At 73.9% G+C, this 18,359-nt stretch carries 17 protein-coding genes and 2 pseudogenes; 8 read left to right on the top strand and 11 right to left on the bottom strand.

The window, feature by feature from the left end; genetic code table 11:
* On the bottom strand, nucleotides 1-118 hold a 118-nt coding region (locus GTQ99_RS27390), incomplete at its 3' end, for a DUF5996 family protein (RefSeq protein WP_420814495.1).
* Between the two features lie 112 nt (nucleotides 119-230).
* Nucleotides 231-821: a small multidrug efflux protein gene (locus GTQ99_RS00830; RefSeq protein WP_166613848.1), complete on the bottom strand. Its 591-nt coding sequence runs from the start codon at nucleotides 819-821 to the stop codon at nucleotides 231-233.
* A 591-nt stretch (nucleotides 822-1,412) separates the two neighbouring features.
* Between GTQ99_RS00830 and GTQ99_RS00825 the strand changes: the two genes are divergently transcribed.
* The 4 genes from GTQ99_RS00825 to GTQ99_RS00810 all read left to right on the top strand — a co-directional run bounded on the left by GTQ99_RS00825 (nucleotide 1,413) and on the right by GTQ99_RS00810 (nucleotide 5,584).
* Complete coding sequence (locus GTQ99_RS00825; RefSeq protein WP_205706554.1) at nucleotides 1,413-2,615, top strand: low temperature requirement protein A; 1,203 nt, start codon at nucleotides 1,413-1,415, stop codon at nucleotides 2,613-2,615.
* Between the two features lie 79 nt (nucleotides 2,616-2,694).
* Nucleotides 2,695-3,351, top strand: coding sequence for a CPBP family intramembrane glutamic endopeptidase (locus GTQ99_RS00820; RefSeq protein WP_205706553.1), 657 nt, complete (start codon nucleotides 2,695-2,697; stop codon nucleotides 3,349-3,351).
* Between the two features lie 821 nt (nucleotides 3,352-4,172).
* Nucleotides 4,173-4,601: a pyridoxamine 5'-phosphate oxidase family protein gene (locus GTQ99_RS00815; protein ID WP_166613847.1), complete on the top strand. Its 429-nt coding sequence runs from the start codon at nucleotides 4,173-4,175 to the stop codon at nucleotides 4,599-4,601.
* Nucleotides 4,602-4,819: 218 nt separating this feature from the next.
* On the top strand, nucleotides 4,820-5,584 hold the full coding sequence (locus GTQ99_RS00810; protein ID WP_166613846.1) for an alpha/beta fold hydrolase: 765 nt from the start codon (nucleotides 4,820-4,822) through the stop codon (nucleotides 5,582-5,584).
* Nucleotides 5,585-5,651: 67 nt separating this feature from the next.
* Here the strand turns inward: GTQ99_RS00810 and GTQ99_RS00805 are convergent, their stop codons facing one another.
* Nucleotides 5,652-6,443: a MerR family transcriptional regulator gene (locus GTQ99_RS00805; protein ID WP_166613845.1), complete on the bottom strand. Its 792-nt coding sequence runs from the start codon at nucleotides 6,441-6,443 to the stop codon at nucleotides 5,652-5,654.
* Nucleotides 6,444-6,578: 135 nt separating this feature from the next.
* Between GTQ99_RS00805 and GTQ99_RS00800 the strand changes: the two genes are divergently transcribed.
* Nucleotides 6,579-6,821, top strand: coding sequence for a hypothetical protein (locus tag GTQ99_RS00800; protein ID WP_166613844.1), 243 nt, complete (start codon nucleotides 6,579-6,581; stop codon nucleotides 6,819-6,821).
* Between the two features lie 30 nt (nucleotides 6,822-6,851).
* On the opposite strand, the gene GTQ99_RS00795 is transcribed toward GTQ99_RS00800, so the two are convergent.
* The 3 genes and pseudogenes from GTQ99_RS00795 to GTQ99_RS27385 all read right to left on the bottom strand — a co-directional run bounded on the left by GTQ99_RS00795 (nucleotide 6,852) and on the right by GTQ99_RS27385 (nucleotide 10,127).
* Nucleotides 6,852-7,526, bottom strand: a complete 675-nt coding sequence (locus GTQ99_RS00795) for a response regulator (protein WP_166613843.1) — start codon at nucleotides 7,524-7,526, stop codon at nucleotides 6,852-6,854.
* The gene (locus GTQ99_RS26500) at nucleotides 7,523-8,884 is read right to left on the bottom strand and encodes a histidine kinase (RefSeq protein WP_166613842.1); all 1,362 of its coding nucleotides are present in this window, start codon (nucleotides 8,882-8,884) and stop codon (nucleotides 7,523-7,525) included. The genes GTQ99_RS00795 and GTQ99_RS26500 overlap by 4 nt, the downstream gene beginning before the upstream one ends.
* 444 nt (nucleotides 8,885-9,328) lie before the next feature.
* A pseudogene (locus tag GTQ99_RS27385) lies at nucleotides 9,329-10,127 on the bottom strand (alcohol dehydrogenase catalytic domain-containing protein).
* On the opposite strand from GTQ99_RS27385, the gene GTQ99_RS00780 reads away from it, so the two are divergent.
* The gene (locus GTQ99_RS00780) at nucleotides 10,023-11,666 is read left to right on the top strand and encodes a CocE/NonD family hydrolase (protein ID WP_420814494.1); all 1,644 of its coding nucleotides are present in this window, start codon (nucleotides 10,023-10,025) and stop codon (nucleotides 11,664-11,666) included. The pseudogene GTQ99_RS27385 and the gene GTQ99_RS00780 overlap by 105 nt on opposite strands.
* A 345-nt stretch (nucleotides 11,667-12,011) precedes the next feature.
* On the opposite strand, the gene GTQ99_RS00775 is transcribed toward GTQ99_RS00780, so the two are convergent.
* Nucleotides 12,012-12,956 (bottom strand): alpha/beta fold hydrolase, encoded by a 945-nt coding sequence (locus GTQ99_RS00775; protein WP_166613840.1) that lies wholly within the window; start codon nucleotides 12,954-12,956, stop codon nucleotides 12,012-12,014.
* A gap of 97 nt (nucleotides 12,957-13,053) precedes the next feature.
* Between GTQ99_RS00775 and GTQ99_RS00770 the strand changes: the two genes are divergently transcribed.
* On the top strand, nucleotides 13,054-13,701 hold the full coding sequence (locus GTQ99_RS00770) for a TetR/AcrR family transcriptional regulator (protein WP_338074627.1): 648 nt from the start codon (nucleotides 13,054-13,056) through the stop codon (nucleotides 13,699-13,701).
* Nucleotides 13,702-14,500: 799 nt separating this feature from the next.
* On the opposite strand, the gene GTQ99_RS00765 is transcribed toward GTQ99_RS00770, so the two are convergent.
* Together GTQ99_RS00765 and GTQ99_RS00760 are read right to left on the bottom strand one after the other, a co-directional pair.
* The gene (locus tag GTQ99_RS00765; RefSeq protein ID WP_166613839.1) at nucleotides 14,501-16,138 is read right to left on the bottom strand and encodes an ATP-binding cassette domain-containing protein; all 1,638 of its coding nucleotides are present in this window, start codon (nucleotides 16,136-16,138) and stop codon (nucleotides 14,501-14,503) included.
* 298 nt (nucleotides 16,139-16,436) lie between these two features.
* On the bottom strand, nucleotides 16,437-16,670 hold the full coding sequence (locus tag GTQ99_RS00760) for a hypothetical protein (RefSeq protein WP_166613838.1): 234 nt from the start codon (nucleotides 16,668-16,670) through the stop codon (nucleotides 16,437-16,439).
* 244 nt (nucleotides 16,671-16,914) lie between these two features.
* On the opposite strand from GTQ99_RS00760, the pseudogene GTQ99_RS26485 reads away from it, so the two are divergent.
* Nucleotides 16,915-17,180, top strand: a pseudogene (locus GTQ99_RS26485) (DUF4193 domain-containing protein); the annotation flags it as partial.
* Between the two features lie 34 nt (nucleotides 17,181-17,214).
* Here the strand turns inward: GTQ99_RS26485 and GTQ99_RS00750 are convergent.
* Both GTQ99_RS00750 and GTQ99_RS00745 read right to left on the bottom strand, forming a co-directional pair.
* The gene (locus tag GTQ99_RS00750; RefSeq protein ID WP_338074626.1) at nucleotides 17,215-17,502 is read right to left on the bottom strand and encodes a hypothetical protein; all 288 of its coding nucleotides are present in this window, start codon (nucleotides 17,500-17,502) and stop codon (nucleotides 17,215-17,217) included.
* Nucleotides 17,499-17,735, bottom strand: coding sequence for a hypothetical protein (locus GTQ99_RS00745; protein WP_166613821.1), 237 nt, complete (start codon nucleotides 17,733-17,735; stop codon nucleotides 17,499-17,501). Before GTQ99_RS00745 ends, GTQ99_RS00750 begins: the two co-directional genes overlap by 4 nt.
* Nucleotides 17,736-18,359: the final 624 nt, after the last annotated feature.

Genomic DNA, 18,359 nt, shown 5'->3' with positions numbered 1-18,359 from the left:
GCCGGACCTTGCCGACGATCTGCAGCCACATGTGCAGGGTGTCGCGGGTGGGTGTCCAGTCCTCCACCCGCAGAGCGGGCCACGCCGCCCCGCTCACCTGCCCGGCCGGCACGCTCATCAGATCCCCTCCAGCACCCGGGTCGCCGGTACCCGTGGACGGCTCGGGCCCCCGTGAACAGCAGCCCTCCCGGTGCGGTCCCGGCGCGGTTCGCGGACCGCTGCGACGTTCCTCACCGCAGGTCGAACGCGTTGGCGACGCCGAGCGCGACGACGGCGACCGCTCCGGTCCACAGCACGATGGCGACGGCTTGCCACAGGATGACCCAGCTCTTCTTGACGCCGGAGGCGACGAGGAACGCTGCTGTCAGGTGGGTGGGCAGGGCCACGGGGGCGAGGATGCTGGCGCCGGGGACGCCGAACCGCGTCACCCAGACGGCCAGCCGCGACCGCCCCTTGGCCACGCGGCCCGGCTTCGAGGTCGTGCGCTCCAGGAGGTCACCCGACCCGGTCGTACCCGTGCCGACGGACCCCAGCGGAGAACGTGGTCCCGGTGCTCGCCGGGCGACCACCGACTCGCGCACGCGTGAGCTCAGCAGCACGACCACGACGACGATGGACAGGTTGCCGACGGCAGCCGCCACCGCCGCGGTGATCGGGTGGATCCCGGCGAGGATGCCCAGCGCAGCCGACCCCTCGCCCTCGACGTAGGGGATCATGCCCAGAGCAGCCACCATCAGCGGTTGCACGAACTCCGGTACCGAGTTGACGACGTCTTGGAGCCCGTCGTAGAAGTCGTTCGAGACGGTGGCGCTGTTCAGCATGGTGATCCTTCCGTCGTGGCTGCTCCGGCACTTCGCACCGACTGCCCCCCGCCGGACGAGCGGGCGTCCGGTGACACCCCGAGCCGTCGACGATCGCTGCAGCGGGACCTGCGACCTCCCACGTGCTCCGCGACGTCCACGGGGTCCTTCCCCGATGCGTCGCCCGCATCGAAGACCCTGTTCCCGGGACAGGGTCAAGCGGTGTGGTCGCCCGCCGCGCGCCGTGGTGTAATCGCGCTCCGGCCGCGCCCACCGCGACGCCTCGGGTCGTGCACCTGCCGGTGCTGCGTCGACGATGCCGACGCGGCCCCTCCTGCCGGCGCCGGGAGCACCGACCGTCCGGCTCACGAGCGACCGCCGGCCTGCGACGCGGCCACGACCCGCTCACACCACACGGCACCCGCCCGTCGATCGATGCGAGGACCCCATGCCGAAGCCGTCCCCCTGCACCACGATCCCTCCAGCGACCGCTGTTCCCCTCCGAGGAACTCCAGCGGCCTCGTCGTGCCCGGGCGCGCACGCGCTGCTGGAGGGGGCGGCAGGGTGATGGAGGCCACGAACGGCGCGCTCCCGCACCACCGGACGCGACGGATGCTCGGCAGGGACCCCGAGCAGGAGCACCGGCAGGCGACACCGCTCGAGCTGCTGTTCGACCTGACCTTCGTGGTGAGCTTCGCGCAGGCGGGGAACGAGGCGGCGCACCTGCTGGCGGACGGACACGTCTGGTCGGCCCTCCTCGGGTTCACCATCTCGGCGGTGGCGATCTGCTGGGCGTGGATCACCTTCTCGTGGTTCTCCTCGGGCTTCGACACCGACGACTGGGTCTTCCGGGTGATGACCCTCGTCCAGATGCTGGGTGTCCTGGTCTTCGCCCTGGGCATCCCCGACGTCTTCCACTCGGTGCAGCCCGGTGAGCCGGTGGACATCCGCATCGCCGTCGCCGGGTACGTCGTGATGCGCACCGCCATGGTCGCGCAGTGGCTGCGCGCCGCCCGTGACGAGCCGCGGCACCGCGGCGCATCCCTCGCCCACACCGGCAGCACCCTGTTCGCGCAGGCTGGCTGGGTCGCCCTCGCACTCGCGCGACCCGACGGTGCGGCCCTCTTCGTGGGCGCGACCGTGCTCCTCTTCGGCGTCGAGCTCACGGGACCGGTCGTGGCGAGCCGTCGGCGAGGAGGCATCCCCTGGCACGCCGACCACATCGCCGAGCGCTACGGGCTGCTGGTGATCATCACCGTCGGCGAGGGGATCCTCGGCACGATCGCCGCGGTCACGGCGGCCGTCGAGCACGTGGGCTGGAACTCGCAGACGCTCCTGCTCGGGATCGCCGGCGTCGGCCTCACCTTCGCCCTCTGGTGGAGCTACTTCGTCGTGCCGTTCGGGCCGCTCCTGCAACGGCACCGCGGGCGCGCGTGGGGGTTCGGCTACGGGCACATCGCGCTGTTCGCCTCGATCGCGGCGATCGGCGCCGGTCTGCACGCGGCCGCCTACGCGGTCCAGGGCGAGGCGCGCATCGGCGTCGTCGGCGCGGTCCTGGCCGTGGCCGTGCCGGTCATGGTCTTCACCGTCGCCTCCTTCGCCGTGCAGGCCGGGCTCGTGCGTGCCCTGGACCCTCTGCACCTGCTCCTCTGCGCCGGCACGGCCGCGGTCCTGGCCCTCTCGGTCGCCCTCGCCGCGAACGGCGTGCCGCTCGGCTGGTGCCTGCTCGTCACGGTGCTCGCCCCGACCACGATCGTCGTGGGCCGGGAGAACCTCGAGCACCGTCGCGCGGCGGCGGGAGGCGTGAGCGGATGACGCGGTCCGCGACCGCGCCACGACGTCCAGCCCACGCTCGTGTTGACCCTGTCGTGAGGACACGGTGTGCCGTGTTCCCATGACGAGGCAGGACGACGACGCTGCGCGCCCCGGCTGGGCCACCGCGAGGCGGCCGGGCTGGCCCGAGATCACCGCCGGTTCGCTCGCCGGCGGGGCGGTCCTCCTCCTGCTGCCGCTGATCGGCCCGCTCGGCACCCTCGAGCCCGTGGGCCGAGGGCTGCTGCTCGCCGGCTGGTCGGGTCTCGTCGGCCTCGTCGGCTTCGCCGCAGCCGCGCTGATCCGGCTGCGCTCCTGGTCGGCCTTCGGCGTGCGGAGGACCTCGTGGCGGTGGCTCGTGGCCGGAGCAGCCGCGGGGGTCGCGGCACTGGTGCTCAAGGGCCTCGTCAACGTCGGGCTGCTCGCCGTCACGGGGCTGCAGGATCCGCAGGGCTCGTACTGGGACGCGGCGGCGGCCGGCGTGCTGCCCCTGCTCGCCACCCTCGCCCTGCTGTCGTTCCTCACACCGCTCGGCGAGGAGCTGTTCTTCCGCGGCGTCGTGGCGAACGCCCTGCTGCGCCACGGTCCCGCGGTCGGGGTGTTCGGCAGCGCCGCGGTCTTCGCCCTGTTCCACGGTGTGAACCTGGCGTTGCCGAGCGCCTTCTCGTCGGCGTGGTCGCAGCCGAGGTGCTGCGACGCAGCGGAAGCATCTGGCCCGCCGTGGTGGTGCACGTCGTGAACAACCTGGCCCTGCCGCTGTCGGCGCTCCTGACCGGCACCCCGCCCGGCCAGGGCTGAGGAGCGGTCGCCGCCCGTCCGCTGCTCGTGCTCGCAGGTGCCCGTGCACGGACCGACCGCCGCGTCGACGTGGGTGGCGCGCGACGGTCGACGCACACCCTCGCGATGGGCGGGGCCAGGGCTCACCGAGCGGCGCGAGGAGCGTTCGACGCCTGCTCGTCGCGAGCGTCCTCCACCTCCGCCTCCACCTGCAGCTCCTGCGGGCCGCGATCGGCGCGGGCCACCACCTCCGCCCAGCGAGCAGCAACGACCGCGCGGCGCCGCCGGACGGCCCGCTCGTGGCGCGCACGCACGGCCGCGGTGGCCAGGCGCAGCTCGGCCGCTGCGCGCCTCGCCTCGTGCGGCGACCCGTCCGCCGGCCCGCTCACGGTTCGACCCGCGGACCGGCGAGCACCCGGGTCGCTGCGCCGCACCCGACCGTGACCATCGTCTCTCCTCCCACCGGCAGCGATCCGCCGGAGCACCCGTCGTGAGGTCGAACACCGCGGCTCCGGCGGCCGGCGCGCACCCGTGGGCGGTCGCCGGCGTCGAGGCGCCGTCGTGGAGCGCACACCGTGTTGCGGGAACCGTGTCAAGACCCGACGAGCCGCGGTGCGCGCCCGCTGCACGAGCCCGGCGCTTGACGGTGTTCCGGGAACACGGTGTCGACTGCAGCGATGGGTGGTGCGGAGGTCCACGTGCTCGACGCGAGGTCTTCGGCACCGGTACCGGCGCCGGCGACCTCGCGTCCTGGCGCCTCGTTCCCGCGAAGGGGGAGAACGCGTGACGACCGACGCCTTGACCCGCGAGGACACCGCCTTCCTCGCTCGCCCGCTGCACGGCTTCCTCGCCGTGGCCGCCGCCGCGCAACCTCCGCAGCCGCGGCCCGTGTGGTTCGAGGTCACCACCGAGGCGACGCTGCAGTTCTTCACCGGGCCCGACTCGCCGAAGCTGCGCAGCCTGCGTCTGGACCCCCGCGCCTGCCTCGTCGTCGCCGCTCCGGTCGGCGAGCGCGAGCGCTGGGTGTCCGTCACCGCACGCGCCACGATCGAGGCTGGCGGCGGGCGCGAGCTGGCCTCGCGGCTGGCGGCACGCTACTGGGACCTGCGGGACCCGCAGCGGGCCGGTGAGCTCGACGGGATCCTGGCCGCCGAGCAGGTCCGCGTCGTGCTGCACCCGCAGTCCGTCCGCCGCTTCGGCACGACCCGCTGACCCGGTGGAGCCACGGGAACGGGTCGGGCGAGCCGCGCACGAGCCGGCACCGACCCCGGCCCGCAGGTCGCGGGGTGTGGTCGTGGCGGGAGCGGCGTTCGTCGCGCTCACCTGCGGCGTGTCCCGGCTCGGCCACCCGCACCGGTCGCCCCGAACCTTCTACCCCTACCCCTACCCCGTCCGGCTCGACGGAGCCGGAACCACTCCTGGAGAGGCAGATGTCCGTGAACGAGAACGACTCCACCTCGTCCGGTACCACACCCACCGCCGTCCTCGTGCACGGCGCCTTCGCCGAGTCCGCCAGCTGGGCAGGTGTCGCCGAGACCTTGCGCGAGCGCGGCGTCGACGTCGTCGCGGCCGCCAACCCGCTGCGCTCGGTGGCCACCGACGCCGCCTACCTCACCGACGTCGTCCGCGGCCTGGGCCGCCCTGTCGTGCTCATCGGGCACTCCTACGGCGGCATGGTCATCACCGCCGCCGCCGACGCCCTGGGTGAGCAGGTCAGCGCGCTCGTCTACGTCGCCGCCTTCGCACCCGAGCGCGGCGAGAGCGCGCTGGTGCTGTCCGGGCGCTACCCGGGCAGCACCCTGGGCGGGACGCTGCTGGCCCACCCGCTCTCCGGCGGCGGGCAGGAGTTCCGCATCGACCCCGCCCGCTTCGCCGCGCAGTTCGCCGCCGACGTCGACCCCGCGCTGGCCACGACGATGGCGACCACCCAGCGCCCGGTCACCGAGGCGGCGCTGGCCGAGGAGCTGGCGGTGGAGCCGGCGTGGAAGCGGCTGCCCTCGTGGTCGGTGTACGGCGACGCCGACCTGAACATCCCCGCCGCCGCGCTGGCCGCCATGGCGACCCGCGCCGGCGCGCGCGGGACCACCGTCGTGCCCGGCGCCTCGCACGCGGTCGGCGTCTCCCACCCCGACGCCGTGGCCACCGCCGTCCTCGCCGCCCTCGGCGTGGACGTCGCCTTCGCGCCCAGCCGCTGAGACCCGCTCACCCACCGGCGCTGCCGGGTCCTCGTCGGGCACTCGCCGGGCGCAGCGACGACGGCCGTCACGCGGACCGCAGGCTCCTGGTCCCGCCGGCGACCGGCTCCTCCGCGACGCCGACGGGTACCGCTGCACCCGAGCGCTGCTCCTGCGCGAGCGCGCTCGCCCGCACCAGCACGTCCAGCTGAGCGCGGTTGTACAACGCCACCACGGACGTCGACCAGGTCGAGGCGGTGGTCCTCTCGTCCTTCAGGAGGCGCTCCCGCGGCGCCGTGAGCCACGGGTACTCGGTCAGGGCCCTGGCGATGGTGCCCGAGAACTCCCGCGCCAGCCGGTCCCGCGTCGCCTCGTCGGCGTCCGCGGGCAGTTCCTCGAACTCCACCGTCGCCTCGTCGACCTCCTGGTCGACCATCTCCCGGACGTCGGCCATGGCGTCTTCGTCGTAGAGCTGGGAGTAGATCAGCGTCAGCGAACGCTCGCGCGGCGACAACCGCTGCGCCACCTGCTCGAAGCCGGGCGGGACCTCGCCGGTGGAGTCGTGGTGCAGCATCGCCTCGATCTCCGCGCGTGCTCGGCGGCTGCGTTCGATCGTCGCCACCAGCTCGGCGTCGATCTGCCGGAGCACCCGTGGTGACGTCCCGACGCCGGAACCGTGCTGCTGCAGCTCCGCGATGGGTACTCCGACGTCCCGCAGGCGCCTGATCTGCAGCAGGCGGACGAGGTGGTCGACGCCGTAGCGCTTGTACCCGTTGCTGCCGCGCTCGGGTTCCTCGAGCAGACCGCGGCGGTGGTAGTGCCGGACGGTGTTGACCGTCGTGCCGGCGAGAGCCGCCAGTTCCCTCGTGCTCCACGACATGGGGCTCCTCCCGGTCAGCGCTCAGAGACGTTCCACGAGCCGGAACCAGTGGACGCCGGCGATGATGCCGACCGGCACCCGACGCGAGCTCGAAGCCCGGCCCGGCGTCGACGCGAGCGGCAGCGCCGTGACGGGGTGCGGGTGCTGCTCGACCGGCTGCTCGACGGGCTGCTCGACCGGCTGCTCGACCGGCTGCTCGACCGGCTGCGGCTCGCCCGCTCCCCCGGACGCGGCGCGGGTCGTCCGCACTTCCGCAGGCGCGGCCCGGCCGACGGTCGCCCGCTCGCTCGCATCACACGACACCGGCGCCTCCTCCTGCGAGAACCTGCCGACCGGTCCCGGCTGCACCGGGCTGTCGGCCGGGCGGGTGCCCGGTGAGCTCGAGCGCGCGAGCACGGTCCGCTCGCCTCACGACGCTCCACCTGCACCACGCTCGCCGACCAGCCCGTGCTGGTAGGCCCAGACCACCGTCTGCAGGCGGTCCCGGGTTCCGATCTTGGTCATGGCCCGCCCCAGGTGGGACTTGACGGTGCTGGTCTCCACCACGAGCTCGGCGGCGATCTCGGCGTTGGAGAAGCCCCGCGCCAGCAGCTGCACGATCTCGGTCTCCCGGGCGGTCAGGGCGATCCGGGCGGCGGCCCCGTCGGGCACGGGTGGCCGCCGCCGGGCGAACTCCGCGATCACCCTGCGGGTGACGCTGTGGTCCACCAGCCCGAAGCCCGCGGCCAGCCGGCGGACCGCCTCGACCAGCTCGTCGGGATCGGTGTCCTTGAGGACGAAGCCGCTGGCCCCGGCCTCCAGAGCGCCGAAGACGTACTCGTCGAGGTCGAAGGTGGTCACCACCAGGACCGCCGGGGCGGGGTCGAGCTGGGCCAGGACGGCCCGGGTGGCCTCCAGCCCGTCCCCGCCCGGCATCCGCACGTCCATGCAGATGACGTCCGGTCGCAGCCGCCGGGCCTGCTCGACGCCCTCGCGCCCACCGCCGGCCTCCCCCACCACCGCGATGTCGCCGGCCTCCTCCAGGATCACCCGGAACCCCGCCCGCACCACCGCCTGGTCGTCGACCAGCAGCACCCGGATCACGGGGCCTGCTCCTGCGCCGGCAGCCAGGCCGGCAGGTGGTCGATCGCGGCGACCGGGATCCGCAGGCGCACCCGCCAGCCACCGCCGGGCAGCGGGCCGGCGCTGAAGTCGGCCCCGATCAGCTCCGCGCGCTCGCGCATCCCGATGAGCCCGACTCCGGCTCCTGCACGCCTGGGGCGGGCGGCCTGCGGTGAGCCGGAGTCGCTGACCTCGAGCCCGACCTCGTGCGGGCTGAGTTCGAGCAGGATGGTCACCGCTGCCCCCGGGGCGTGCTGGCGGGCGTTCGAGAGCGCCTCCTGGGCGACGCGGAAGCAGGAGATGTCCGCGATGGGCGGCAGGGTCCGTGGCGGTCCCCGGCGGATGAGCTCGACCGACGTGCCGAGCTCGCGGGCGGTCTGCACCAGCTCCTCCAGCGATGCCAGTCCCGGCGTGGGGGTGCGTTCGGCCCCCGTCCCCGCACCGCTGGTCTGCTCCGAGGTCTCGCGCAGCACGCCGACGGTCAGGCGCAGGTTGTCCAGCGTCTGCCGGCCCTGGGCGCGGATCCACGCCGCGCCGGCCCTGGCCGCCGGTGGATCCCGGTCCACCAGCTTCTCCACGGCCGCCGCCTGCACCACCATGCCGGACAGGTGGTGGGCGGCGACGTCGTGCAGCTCCCGGGCCATCCGGGAGCGCTCGGCCACCACCGCGGCCAGGACCGATGCCCGCTGGGCCGCGGCGACGTCCGCCGCCTGCTGGGCCAGCAGCTCGGTGTAGCGGCGCCTGGTGCTCATCGCCGCTCCGGCCAGGGCCGGCACGTTGTAGAGCAGCAGCGCGCCGAGGGCGCCGTCGACGGTGCTCAGCAGGAGGTCGTCGGGGCCCGGGAGCACGACGGCGACCGTCACCACGAGCTCGGCGAGGACGGCGAGGGCCGCGGCCGACTGCGCCCGCAGCCCGCTCCACGCCGTGCCCAGGGAGTAGGCCGCGATCACCAGCGCCGGACCCCGCACGGTGTAGCCCGGCAGGGCGTTCAGCACCAGCTGGACCGTGACCACGGCCACGAAGCAGCCGAGCGGGTGCCGGCGGCGCGACGTCAGCAGCAGGGCCTGCGCGCACGCGATCGCGATGACCGCCCACTCCCGCGGGTACTGCACGGACCTCCCCGTGGCCGGGACCGCGTAGCCGAGGGTGTAGGCCAGCAGGGCCGCGGTGAGCAGCGTCACGGCCCCGGCGAAGAGGGCGTCGCGCACGATCCCGCCCTGCGGGGCGGCCCGGTCCAGCCGCAGCAGCCACCGCGGCTTGAGCGGGTGGCGCGGGACGCCGTCGCGGGGCGCGACGTCCTCGCGGGACGGGCCGTCCTCGAGCCGGTCCCGGTGCTTCACCAAGGACTCCACCTCCCCCTCGTGGCGCCACCGGCCTGGTGCGTGGCGGCGCCGGGGAGCTGGCTCGTCATGCTAGGGCGCACGTGCGTGCTCAGGGGTCCTCGCCGTCGCCGTGCGTCCACCTGCGTCGGCAGGACCCGCGGAGCGCGGACGAGCACCGCGCGGCCGGGCCGCAGGACGGCTGGTCGATCAGGCATGGGTGCTCCTCGGTGCCGCGGTGTGCAGGCGCTGCTCGCGCCGCACCGACCGACGGGCTCCAGCCTGCTGGCTGCGCCACCCCCGCACATCCGGCGCGGGTGCGCACTCGGGTTGCGACCTTGGTCGTAGGTGCCGAGCGCACGGCACGAGAGGCCCGGGGGTGGACCACGTGCCCGGGACACGCTCTCGGCCCGGCGTGCACCCGTCCCCCGCGTCCGTGCGAGGTCGGCCCCTCGAACGGGACGGCTACCGGCGAGGGGGCAGAGCGAGGGTGTCGCCCGCCACGTCGGTCGCGACCTTGCCGTGGAGCGCGTACGAGCGCCTGTCCTGCACGAGCTCGTGAGCCTGCGCCGTCAGCGCGAGCGGCAAGGTCGCGCCGATGACCGGTCTCACGAGGCCGCGCTCGACGAGGTCGGTGAGCGCGTCCAGCGTGCCGCGGCTCTGCCGGGTGAAGACGAAGTGGTAGGCGGCGTTCCTGCCCCAGGCCTCGATGAGGTTCTGCGGCTGCGAGGTGTCGACGATGCTGACGACGCGCCCGGAGTCCGCGAGCGTCAGCGGGCTCCTCGCGATCGAGCCGACGCCCCCAGCGCCGCCGTGGACGACCACGGTCTCACCGACGGTGAGCTGCGCCCTCACCACGAGGGACTCCCACACCGTGCCGCCGACGAGCGTCAGGCTCGCCGCTTCGAGGTGGCTGAGGTTCACCGGCTTGCGGCCGACGAGGCCGACGTGGGCGACGTGCTGCTCGGCGTACGAGCCGGCGCCGCCGAAGATCTCGGGCGTGTAGTAGACCTCGTCACCCGCGCGGAACTCGCTCACCCGGGACCCGACCTCCTCGACCACGCCGGAGACGTCGTGTCCGGTGATCGCCGGGGGGGGGGACCTGGCGCGCGTGGTCCCCGCGACGGATCTGGACGTCGAGCGGGTTGACGGCGGTCGCGTGGACGCGGACCCGCACCTGGCGGGGTCCGACCTCCGGCACGGGAACGGCGCGCAGTTCGAGACCGTCCGGGCCGCCGAAACGGGTCAGGACGACGGCCTTCATGGTGTCAGGGGACATCGGGGCTCCTCCTCTGGAGAGACCGGCGCGAGCGCGCCGCGGGGACGCCGACCACCCCTGTGGTCGGACCGCGCAGGATCGCGGTCCGGTCGCGCGAAGCGCGACGCGTCCTCCGGGGGCCGATCACCGCTCCAGCAAACACCGTGTTCCCGGAACACGGGCAACTCGCGCCGACGGTGCACGCGGCGGACGGTGCCGGGTCGGGGTTCCGGGGCGCCGGCACCGGGACCACAGCGGCACCGCGCCGCTCCTGACGCTGACGGGCGGCGAGCGGCACGATCCCCCGCACGAGGCGGGAGCGGCGGCTGCGGCCCGACGCCTCCCCGAGCGTCCCGGCGCCGCCGGACGGCCCCGTCGACGACCGTCAGCACGCCGCGCTCGATCCCCGCCACCACTGCGACGTCCACCGCTGCACCGGCACGGATGCCCCACGACCTCCCGCGCTACCGCGAGAACGCGGCGTGGGAGCTCTCGGACCCCTCCTGCATCCCGGACATGCTCAACCGCTACAAGACCCCCGGGGCGGACACCGGGTTCTGGGACGCCAGGGACCTGCCGGAGATGGCGAAGGGCAGCGATGCACCGCTGCTGCTCACCCAGGGGTTCCTCGAGTGGAACACCGAGGCGCAGTCGATGCAGACCTACCTGCGAAACCACGACGGACCGCAGCGCGGGTGGCTGGGGCAGTGGGACCACGTCAGCGCGAGCGGTCGCGGCCCGGACGGCGAGCTCCTCATGGGGCGCGAGGGGTGGTTCGACGAGGTGATCGCCTCCTACGACGAGCACCTCAAGGGCCTGGCGCCGCAGGCGCCGGCGCCTGCCTTCGCCGTGCAGGACAGCACCGGGTCGTGGCGCGCTCAGGACCGCTGGCCGGCCGTCGACGACCGGGTGGTCGTCCGCCTGGGGAGCGGGACGTGCACCGACGACGGCAGACGCTCCGACCTCGCGGTCGCCGACGACGGGTCCAGCTTCCTGCGGCGCTCCGAACCCGTGGGCGAGGCCACCCGCATCACGGGAACACCGGTGGTGAGCCTGCGGACCGGTGACCGTGGGAGCGTCATGGTGCGACTGCACGACATCGCACCCGACGAGACCTCCGTCATGGTCAACCAGCAGGTGTCCCACCTGCAGGCCGGGGAGACGACGCTGGAGATGCGCTCCACCGATTGGCTGCTGCCGGCCGGGCACACCCTGGCGGTGGAGATCGGGACCGTCCAGCCGTCGACGGACTTCCGCGCCGAGGACTGGATGTCCTCCCCCTCCGGTGGAGAGGTCGCGGTCGACGACGTGCGCCTGAGCCTGGAGCTGGACGACCCCTCGGACGACGTGCCCCTCGCAGGCGGGCGAGCGGCCTACCTCGACACCTACCTGCTGGTCCACGGCGGACGGATCGCCGAGGGCACCGCCTCGTTCACCCTGCCCACCGGGGGCGAGCACCGCCGGTCCACCATCGCGGAACCGGCCGCACACAGCGGCGCCCAGATCAACCGTCGAAGGAGCGAGCACCGTGAGCACGACGGGTGAGACCACCCAGGCTCCCTCACGCCGGCGCCACCCGCGCCACGCTGCAGGAGGCGGTGCTGGCCGACGAGGTCGGCCTCGACGTCATCGCCCTCGGCGAGCACCACCGCCCGCTACGGCTCGCGCATCGTGCTCGCCGTCATCGGCGGCCCGGCGGTGCGCTTCGCCCCCTGCGTGGACCTCCACCAGCGCGCCACCACCGAGCTGGGAACGCCCGCCCACCCCGTCGGGATGCACTCGCCCGGGAATCCGGGACACCCTTGGAGGTCGTGCTGCAGGCGATCGGCCACGGGGCCGCCTCGTGCTCCGCCTGGCCAGTCCCAGCGGTGGCGTCGGTGCGCGCAGGAGCTACTTGCCCTCGATGCTGAAGGCAGCCGAACCGGCGGCGGCCCGCTCGTGCAGGTCCTGCCAGGCGGTGGAGTCGCCGCCGAGGACGTCGAGGAGGTAGGCGGCCACGGCGTCGGCGACCAGGGCGACGCGCTCGGGGTCCTCGTCGCTGGTCTCGCGCACGGCTTCGCCGGCGACGCCGCCCAAGGTGTGCTCGCCGTCGGCGATGATCAGCAGCCGCTTGGGGGCAGGGCTGAGGTGGTAGGCGTCGGTGAACCAGTCCGGTCCTCGGGTGGACATCGCCGAGCGGTCCTCGCCGCCGGCGATCACCAGGGCGGGAGTGGTCATGCCGGTGTAGTCCGGGCGCATGAACGGCAGGTGCTCCAGCGCGAACGGCGTCAGGGTGTCGCCGGTGCCGGTGGTGGCGATCAGCGCGCCGGCCGTGACCGAGGGGTGGGTGAAGTCCTCCCCCGGGGTGCCCTCGGCGTCCAGGACCCGGGCTCCGAGCAGGGCTGCGGCGCTCTGCCCGCCCCAGGAGTGCCCGACGACGGCGACACGACCCGCATTCACCCGGGTAGGAAGTTCGGGGACCTGCTCGAGGACGTCGTCGAGGGTGTCCAGGACGGCGTGCAGGTCGGCGATGCGCACCCGCCAGATGGTGCGGAAGCGGGGGTCGTCGAGGCCGATGCCGTGGCGGCGGGAGTCCAGGTGGGTGGGCTGGACGACGACGAAGCCGGCGGCGGCCCAGCGGTCCACCAGGGGTCCGTAGCCGTCCATGGACCAGGCGTTGCCGTGGGAGAAGACGAGAACGGGCAGGTCGGTGCCGTCGGCGGGTGCGGTGACCTTCACCTGCAGGGGGATGCCGCGCTCGGTGCCGCGCTCGATGTCGCGGTGGACGCCGCGGCCGGTGGTGGGCACGGTGATGGGCTTGACCGCGATGAGCCGGCGGTCGAGGGCTTGGGGCACGGGATGTCCTTCGCGGAGGAGTCGGCTCTGCCACACTGGCGGAGCGTCGTTCCGCCAAAGTTAGCGGAACACTGTTCCGCGAGCAAGGGAGGCCGTGGTGACCCCCACGACCGGAGTGCGCCAGGCCGGCATGCGACGCAGCCGCGAGGCGCTGCTGAGCGCGGCGACGGCGGCCTTCGTCGAGCGCGGCGTGCAGGCGCCCGTGCGCGACATCGCCGAGCGCGCCGGGGTGGGCGTGGGCACGCTCTACCGCCACTTCCCCACCCGCGCGGACCTGGTCAGCGCCGTCTACCGCCACCAGGTCCACGAGTGCACGGCCCTCGCGGCGGCGTTGCTGGCGCAACCCATCCCCGCGGTGGAGGCGCTGGAGCGGTGGATGGCGGCCTTCGTGGACTTCCTGGTGACCAAGCACGGCCTCAGCGAAGCCCTGCTCTCGGAGGACCCCGGCCTGGCGAGCCTGCACGCTCTGATCCTCGACGAACTGGTCCCGGCCTGTGCGTCCCTGCTCGCGGCCGGCCAGGAGGCCGGGCAGATCGACCCGCAGGTCGAGGCGCTCACGCTGCTGCGCGCGGTGGGGAACCTGTCGATCCTCGGGCCCGACTACGGCAAGGACGAGGCGAGGCAGATGGTGGCCCGCCTCCTCGCCGGGTGCCGGACCCAGACAGCCGACCCCCTCCGCCAGGGACGAACCGTCCGGCCCCGGCCGGGTCGGCGGGCCGGCGGGCCGGCGCACCCGAGCAGCTGACACCTGGGGGCGTCGCGGTGCGGCGTTCAACCGCACCCCCGTCGAAGGATCCGATGACCGATGACCCCGGTGGATGGGTCGAACCGCGACTGCTTCGATCAGGGTCAGTGCGGGTGCTTCGGGCCGGTACCGCCTGGGCGTCGGCGGCGTCGGCGCTCAACGCCATCTCGCGCTGGGCGCGCACCATCCGGCGTCGGTCCCGGCCGCTGCCCTCGCAACACTTCCCGGTCTTCGCGCCGAGGTCGGCCGGTGCGTCCCAGGGGTACGGCCCGCTAGCGGAGTGCCACCGCTGGCGGCGGTGGTGGAACCAGCAGTTCCCACGGCTCACCGCTGATCAGGTGGTGTGGTCAGGCACTGGCGTTGACGGCCAGGTTGACCAGGCTGCGCCTGCCTCACCACGACCCGCCGGAGAGCCTCGGTCGACGTGCGCAACGGCGTCTCGGCCCAGCAGCAGCACCGCTCCAGCGTCCTCCCACCCTCGCCGCCGCCTCGATCCCCGCTGACGACCTAGCCACTGGCGACCGGCACCTGAGCCGGCACTCATGCCACCACCCCGACCGGGGAGCCGGCCGGTACACCGACTGCTGCACCCGCGCCGCCTGGCGCTGCGCACGCTCAGGACGCGATGGCTCCGGCGCAGGAGGTGTGGCCGGGCGGGTGCCAGCGTCGGCTCGAGGCCCTTGCTCCTCTGCAGCTGATGTGCAGGCTCCACGAGGACGAGCCGGCGCTGCACGTGCTCAACGGCGCCGAGCACAGCCGCCTGTTCATCGACTCCGGCGAGTCAGGTTCTCCGAGTCGTTCAGGTGGGCAGGGCGTGCTCGGTGAGCGTTCCGTCGCGGCTCAGTTCCAGGCGGTTGCTCAGGTGCAGGCGGGCCAGGAAGGCGTCGTCGTGGCTGACGACGAGCAGACCGCCGCGGTAGGCGGTCAAGGCCGCGACGAGCTGGTCGACGGTCTGGACGTCGAGGTGGTTGGTGGGCTCGTCCAGGACCAGGAGCTGCGGGGGTGGGTCGGCCAGCAGCAGCCGGGCCAGGGCGACCCGGAAGCGCTCACCGCCGGAGAGGGTGGCGACCTGGCGGTGAACGGCGTCAGCGCGCAGCAGGAAGCGCGCCAGGGCGCTGCGGACCTGTTGCGGTGGGCGGTGGGGTGCGGCAGCGCGTACGACGTCGAGGATGCTGGCGTGCTCGTCGAGTTCGTCGCTGCGCTGGGCGAGGTAGCCGATGTGGTCGGTGTGCGCAACCGCCCAGGGACCGCCCGTCGAGCCAGGAGCCGGGCCGGCGACCAGCTGGCGGCGGCGGGGCGTGCTGCGCACGAGGTCTTCCAGCAGCGTGGTCTTGCCCACGCCGTTGGGACCGGTCAGAGCGACCCGTTCCGGGCCTCGGACCACGTGGGTGCGCTCGCGGTCGTGCAGTTCCAGCAGCCGGCGACCGCCCGGCACGACGGGGTCGGGCAGCTCGGGGTGGATGTGCGCGTCGTCGCGGACACGGTCGGCTGCCTCACACAGGGCCGCCCGTGCGCGCTCGACGTCGCCGTCCAGGCCTGCACGCAGCTTGCCCGCCGAGACCTGGGCCTCGGTGCGCCGCTGGTTCATCACGATCTTGGGTTTGCGCTTGTTCTCGTGGTCGGTGCGGGCGTAGCGGGCCCGGCGTGCCAGCACCGTCTCCGCCACGACCCGTTGGCGCCGCTCGCGGCGCAGGGCCTGCTGCGCGGTGCGTTCGTCCTGCTGGGCGGCGCTCTGCTCGGCCTCGACATGCGCGCGGTAGGCGCTGTAGGGACCCTCGACGGTGCTCAGGCGGGCACGGTGCAGTTCAGCGGTCTCATCCATCAGCTCCAGCAGCGTGGTGTCGTGGCTGACCACCACCAGCGCACCGCGCCATGTGCGGACCTGCTCAGCGAGGCGGGTGCGGGCGTCGCGGTCGAGGTTGTTCGTCGGCTCGTCCAGCAGTGTGATCGGCGCCGCCCTCAGCCGCAGGCCGGCCACCGCGACCAGCAAGGCCTCCCCACCGGAGATCTGCCCCACGGACCGCTCCAGCGCGTCCGCCGGGAGGCCGAGCTCTGCGAGTGCGGCGACAGCCCGGGCCTCGACGTCCCATTCCTGGCCGACGGCGTCGAAATGGCGCTCGGCCGTGTCGCCGGACTCGATGGCCCGCACCGCATCGACCTGAGCACCGACGCCCAGCAGGTCCACCACGCGGGCCCCGACGTGCAGGGGGAGGGTTTGCGGGAGGTGGGCGACGTCCCCGGAGACGATCACCGTTCCCGCGGAGGGCGTCAGCTCCCCGGCGGCCAGGCGCAGCAGTGTCGACTTGCCGGAACCGTTGAGACCGACCAGACCGGTGCGACCGGCACCGAAGCTGCCGGTGATGCCCGTCAGGGCGGGTACGCCGTCGGACCAGGTCAGACTGACGTCGGAGAAGACGATGGACGGTGCTGCGGGCACGAGGGCTCCTCGGGGGTCAGCGGGAACGCTGACACCGGAGCCGCAGGCAGGGCGGGTCGACGGGTCAGCGCGCGGTCAGCGCCAGACGCTCGAAGATCTCCACCGCACGGCCCTCCTCTTCCGCCACCGGAGATTCCAGTGTCACCACACTCGGCAGGAGGCGCAACCGACTTTCTGCAGGGTCTGCAGCGGCCCTGATGCTCGCCCCGCCCTCATCGGGAGCTTCGATCAGTCCTGGCGCTCCGTGCACCGGCTGGCAGTCGGTGTCTCGGCCGCCGCCTCCTGCAGCACCGACAGCTCAGCTGGGCAGCCCGCGGCGTCCTCGCGCTGCACCACCGCGCGGGCGAAGTCCTCCAGCACGGTGAGCGCGCAGTTCCTGCGCGGGGCACGCCGGGTCAGCAGCGGCGGCGACCAGCAGCGGCAGCCCCCGCGCCGACCACAGCAGCAGGTCCCCGTCCTGGCTCATCAGCTCCGCGCGCGGGTTCCGCGCCCAGGCCCAGGAGGCGTGCTCGTGGCGGAACGGTTGGTGCACCCCGGCAGCGCAGGTGCCTGAGCGTGCCGGGCGCAGACGCACGACGGCCGCCGGGTCGTGAGGACCCGGCGGCCGCGCGCGTGCTGACCGACCCGGCAGTCGCCTCTCGGCGAGTGGCCACTCGAGGTGGCTGAAGGTGAGGCCCGGGGACATGCAGCAGGTCGATCACCCTCTACAACGCTGACACCGCACCGGCATTCCCCGCGTCGCCGGCCGCTCTCCACGGCACCACCGGTGACATCCGGAGGAGCTGAAGTCCCACCGCACCGACAAGACCTCGTCCGCCCGGTCGATGAGGACGAGGCAGAGGCCGCGGAGGGCTTCGAGCCGCCCGGTGCGGACCTGTCCGGTGCGGAGCTGTCCGGTGCGGAGCTGACGGTGCGGGTGCTGCCGCGCCAGCAGGACGGGTTCACCTGCGCCAGCTGCTTCCTGGTCAAGCACCGCAGCCGGCTGCACGACAGCTCCGACATCGGCGCTGGGCAGCTGGTCTGCAACGACTGCGCCGCCTGACGCGGCGCCTCGGCCAGTTCAGCCCACTCGATCGTCACGACCCTGCCTGCCGCGGTGCGTGGTGCCGGCCGTGCCGTGCACCGAGGACCAGGGAGGTGACGCTGAAGGCGGCGGCAGCGACCAGCCACACGACGTCCTCGAGGACGGTGCCGCTGGTTCCGGTCTCGTCGGCGCGCACGCCGCCCTGGTGGGTCAGGACGATCCAGACGGCCGCGAGCCCGGCGCCGGCCAGGGCGAGCAGGACCGCCGCGGGCCGCCGTGGTGGGGTGGTCAGGGCGAACACCACGGCGATGAGGCACAGGTGCCGAGGGGTGAGCTTCACGGCACGGCGTGCAGCCGCAGGGCGCGGACGCTGACCCTGCGCGGGCCGGTGCGGCGCACCTGCCCGATGACCAGCAGCCGAGAAGCCCGGTACAGCAGGTGGTGGCTGGCGCTCTCCTGCACGTCGGCGAAGGGCTGTGCCGCCACGATGCGCTCCACTTCCGCGGCGTGCAGGTCGCTGACCACGGTGAGCGAGAGGATGAGGCGGATCCCCCATCGGCGCTCCCCACCCACCGGAGATCCGACGAGCGAGACGTCGTGCCGGGACGTCGAGCGAACACCCGCCGCCGTGGAGGCCTGCCCGGCGGGGGGGCTTCGCCGAGGTTCGCGACCGTGCCCTGATCCCGCAGGCCTTCACCACCAGCCTGCGCTCCGCCGAGCTGATCGTCCCGGGCATCGAGGACGTGGAGGCCGCACCGTCAGGCTTGAGCGTGCACGTGCGCGGTGCCGGACAGCCTGCCCGAGGAGGCGACATCGCCGTCTGCAACGTCACCGTGCCAGAGACCACCGCCCCACCTCTACCCGAGCCTCGCGCTCGAGGGAAGTCTGCAGCGTCCGCCCGCGGCGCTAACCACTCACCCCGACCCCGCCAGCGCCGTCCCCGATCACCCGGAGCGCGTCCAGCACCTTGGTCAACGACCGGCCACGGCCCGGGCGTCGGAGAGCAGGCGCTCGGTGGCAGCGGTGAGCGCGGATCCGATGCCGGCGACAGCGGCGCTCGGTCGGGTCAAGTCTTCGGTCGCCACCTCGTTGAGCTCCTTGCGCTGAGCAGGTGCGGTGCCTCCGGCGCTGGTGCGCGAGTCGACGCCGAGCGCGAAGCCGTCATCGGCCGCGGTGCGCTACCGGCCTCCTCCAGGG

Source organism: Kineococcus vitellinus, from assembly GCF_009906315.1.
In the GTDB taxonomy this organism is placed as follows: Bacteria; Actinomycetota; Actinomycetes; order Actinomycetales; family Kineococcaceae; genus Kineococcus; species Kineococcus vitellinus.
The sequence above is the reverse complement of the archived record's forward strand: the minus strand, read 5'-3'. Positions and strand labels throughout refer to the sequence as shown.

What these genes read in the sequence shown, in the direction of transcription:
- GTQ99_RS00810 (WP_166613846.1), top strand. Translation starts at nt 4,820, where the DNA reads ATGTCCGTGAACGAGAACGACTCCACCTCGTCCGGTACCACACCCACC.
- GTQ99_RS00825 (WP_205706554.1), top strand. Translation starts at nt 1,413, where the DNA reads ATGCTCGGCAGGGACCCCGAGCAGGAGCACCGGCAGGCGACACCGCTC.
- GTQ99_RS00830 (WP_166613848.1), bottom strand. Translation starts at nt 821, where the DNA reads ATGCTGAACAGCGCCACCGTCTCGAACGACTTCTACGACGGGCTCCAA.
- GTQ99_RS00820 (WP_205706553.1), top strand. Translation starts at nt 2,695, where the DNA reads ATGACGAGGCAGGACGACGACGCTGCGCGCCCCGGCTGGGCCACCGCG.
- GTQ99_RS00805 (WP_166613845.1), bottom strand. Translation starts at nt 6,443, where the DNA reads ATGTCGTGGAGCACGAGGGAACTGGCGGCTCTCGCCGGCACGACGGTC.